Source organism: Megasphaera sp. DJF_B143 (assembly GCF_900320625.1).
In the GTDB taxonomy this organism is placed as follows: domain Bacteria; phylum Bacillota; class Negativicutes; order Veillonellales; family Megasphaeraceae; genus Megasphaera; species Megasphaera hexanoica.
Genome location: NZ_ONTA01000142.1, coordinates 1 through 3,463, shown reverse-complemented (window position 1 = coordinate 3,463; position 3,463 = coordinate 1). Strand labels below are relative to the sequence as shown.

General features: G+C 49.3%; 5 protein-coding genes. All 5 read right to left on the bottom strand.

Going from position 1 to position 3,463, the window contains the following annotated elements; translation table 11 throughout:
- A partial coding sequence (locus tag DBO31_RS04370) for a UvrD-helicase domain-containing protein (protein WP_150824531.1) occupies positions 1 to 365 on the bottom strand: 365 nt, incomplete at its 3' end.
- An 86-nt stretch (positions 366 to 451) separates the two neighbouring features.
- Positions 452 to 1,723: a manganese-dependent inorganic pyrophosphatase gene (locus DBO31_RS04365; protein WP_150824530.1), complete on the bottom strand. Its 1,272-nt coding sequence runs from the start codon at positions 1,721 to 1,723 to the stop codon at positions 452 to 454.
- A gap of 150 nt (positions 1,724 to 1,873) precedes the next feature.
- Complete coding sequence (gene rplS, locus DBO31_RS04360) at positions 1,874 to 2,215, bottom strand: 50S ribosomal protein L19 (protein WP_059075838.1); 342 nt, start codon at positions 2,213 to 2,215, stop codon at positions 1,874 to 1,876.
- 130 nt (positions 2,216 to 2,345) lie between these two features.
- Complete coding sequence (locus DBO31_RS04355; RefSeq protein ID WP_150824529.1) at positions 2,346 to 2,912, bottom strand: hypothetical protein; 567 nt, start codon at positions 2,910 to 2,912, stop codon at positions 2,346 to 2,348.
- Positions 2,913 to 3,059: 147 nt separating this feature from the next.
- A partial coding sequence (locus DBO31_RS04350) for a DALR anticodon-binding domain-containing protein (protein WP_255413326.1) occupies positions 3,060 to 3,463 on the bottom strand: 404 nt, incomplete at its 5' end.

Below are 3,463 nucleotides of genomic sequence, written 5' to 3'. Positions count from 1 at the left end.
TTGACGAGTGTCTGCTGGTCCGTCGCATCGTAAATCGTGAAATTCCGGGTATACCCTTGAAATCCGTCGATTTCAAAACGCAGCAGTTTGGCACAAAAGGAATGGAACGTACTGAGCCAGATGCGTTCTGCTTCGGCACCGACAAGATTTTCTACACGTTCCCGCATTTCCCTGGCAGCTTTATTGGTAAAGGTGATGGCCAGGATGCGATATGGCGCAATGCCTAGCTCCAGTAAATGGGCAATCCGGCAGGTCAGTACCTTTGTTTTACCCGAGCCGGCACCGGCCGTGATGAGCAGCGGCCCTTCTGTATGCTGGACAGCTTCGAACTGGCGTTCGTTAAGAGTAGCAAAAATAGGATTCATTCAAACTCCTTTATGAGACGGCATACGTATAAAATGGGACTGCCGCACGACGACAGTCCCTTGTTGGATTACAGGTATAGCAAAACTTATTTCAGAGCCGTCAGGATTGGCGGAACGATCTGTTTCTTACGGCTCATGACGCCCGGGAGATAGACTTCCTTATCGACGACGTCTTTGGCAAAGGCCTTGGTGACTACGTCATCCATGTTGCCGGCAAAGATCAGGTTGGTCGATTCGTCGATGATGCTGGTAATCATGAGGAATGCGGCATCGTAACCGTGGGCAGCGCGCATTTTTTCCAGCGCATTGAGCAATACGTCTTTCTGCTGCAGAAGATCCGATGTGTCCATGACCTGAACCTGAGAAATCGTAAAGGTCTTGCCGCTGTCAGAAAATTCTTTCATGTCGTTGGCAGCAATTTCTTCCGGTGTAAGATCCGATACATTGGCGCCGGCTTTCAGCATTTCCATGCCATATTTTTCGACATCGACGCCGGCAATAGCAGCCAGTTCAGCGGCGGTCTTCTTATCTTCTTCCGTGCAGGTAGGGCTGCGGAACAGGACCGTGTCGGAGATTACGGCCGAAAGGAGAAGGCCGGCTATATCCTTAGGAATAGCGATGCCTGCCTGTTTGTACAGACCGGTTACGATCGTCGCCGTGCAGCCTACCGGACGGAAGAGAATGAAAATCGGGCCTTCTGTCGAAAGGGTGCCGCCGATGCGGTGGTGGTCTACGACACCGACGATGTCGGCATCTTCAGAACCGTCGATGATCTGTTTCTTTTCGTTGTGGTCTACGAGGATGACCTGCTGTTTTTCTGCAGCGGCTACGCATTCGGCACATACCATGCCGACGTATTTGCCATCATCGACGACGACATATTTGCCGTCTTGCGGGATATCACAACCTTTATCCGTCGTCTGGAAGAAGCGGTCCGGATCATGTACCAGGTCTTTGACCATGCTCAGTTCTTCCCCGGTAACGGTCTTGATGAATTCTTCTGCCAGGGCGGCCCGGTCGATGACACCTACGAATGTGCCATTGTCGGCAACGGGAGCGATGGGAGACGGATGAGCTGCAAACCATTTGGCTGCGTCTTTGAGGCTGGCGCTGATTTTCAGTGCTTCAACTTCTGTATGGACAGCATCGCCCACTTTGATATAAAAATCTTTGACGATCGGCTGTGGTTCGACGTGGAAATAATCGAGCGCAAAGGCCGTTTCCTTATTCATTTCACCAGCCCGGATAGCGACGGCGTCGACTCCCTGGAGCTGTTTTAATTTCGCGAATGCAAGGGAGGAACAGATAGAATCTGTATCGGGGCTTTTATGCCCTGTAACAAAAATTGGTTTTGCCACAATAAATCACCTCATTAAATACTTGTAATTTAATTAATCCTGTTGTTTATTATACCATACGTCACGGCCACCTGCCATAGGAGGGCACCAATATGGATAAAAAAAAGACTGCCATCAGACAGTCTTTTTTCCAGTGTTCTTGCCTGCAAATTAGCGGCGTTCGCGGATACGGGCAGCTTTGCCTGTAAGACCGCGCAGATAGTTCAGCTTTGCACGACGAACGATACCATGACGTACAACTTCGATTTTGGCCAGACGCGGGGAATGTACCAGGAAAGTACGTTCAACGCCGACACCGTAGGAAACACGACGAACCGTGAATGTTTCACGGACACCGCCGTTCTGACGGCCGATAACGACGCCTTCAAATACCTGGATACGTTCGCGGTTGCCTTCGACAACCTTTACGTGTACCTTGACGGTATCGCCAGGGCGGAAATCGGGGATGTCCTTACGAAGCTGTTCTTGTTCAAGTACGCTGATGATGTTCATGTTTATTTTCCTCCTATAAGACATTCGTGCCCGCGTCATCACCCAGCTGTGACAATCGCCTTACGGGCAGAGGACTGCCTAAATTAACAGCGATATTATACCATAGGAGAAACAGTATTGCAAGCTTTTTTTAGATAACGGCTCCGCTTGGCATAAAGCTCTGGCTCATGTGGAAAATATACTTCTGGTATTTCTTTTCCAGCTTAGTCGGATAGACGACGGAAAAGCAGACATAGGTATTCGTATCATTCAGGAGATACAGTTCTTTATAGAAATTCCTGCCGTCTTTCGTCCAGGCGATGGCATAGTGATTGACCGTCTTATTGTCTGTCGTCAGTTTTGGAGATCCATTCATGCCGATATCCATGTTGTACAATTCATCCAGGGAAAAATTCATCTGATTCTTAACGGCATAGGTCGTGACGACGACTTTATTTTTGAGGTCCTGGAAATAGCAGCCATCTCCCCCTTCATTTTCGTCGGCTTTATTGACTTCTGTCGGAATATCCAGCGCATAATGATAGCTGCTGTTGATGTAGCGGTAATAATTCATATCGTTAGCCTGATAGACCATGATTTTGGCATAGCTGTCTTTATCGGAGCTGTCCAGCAGTCCATACGGTGTATTAGCTGCCAGGGCTGTGGAGGAAACGAGAGCCAGACCAGCCAGAAGCAGCGCGATTTTCTTTCCTTTCATCCATATCATTCCCTTCGTATACATCATTTAAAAATAGATGTGGAGCGGATCCACATCTATTTTTGCTTCTATTATATCATGAATTTGTCATATCGTCAGCCGAATACTACAGACTGTAAGAAGATTGTGACACACCCATCTGCTGTATCAGCTCAATTTCTTGATATCGCCGATAGGCTGGATCAGGCTGAAGGTCAGCGTCAGGAGATTGAGACGGTTCTGTTTGACCGCTTCGTCTTTATGCATGACCAGGACGTTGTCGAGGAAGGCATTGATGGCCCCGATGCCTTCCGCCAGGACTTCGGCAGCGCCGGCATAGTCGTATACGGCGTATTTTTGCGGCAGATTGGCCTGCATGGCTACGACGGCTCCATAAAGGGCCCGTTCTTCTTCTGTTTCAAAGAGATCCGGATTTACCTGGGTATCGTCGGCGTCTTTAACCATATTCCCTACGCGGGTATAAGCCTGGAGCAGTTCGGTCTGGCTCATGAGGTCGGCCCGGATGAGCGCATCGGCTCTCTTGGCCGCTTCCGATGCATTGCGCGTATCCG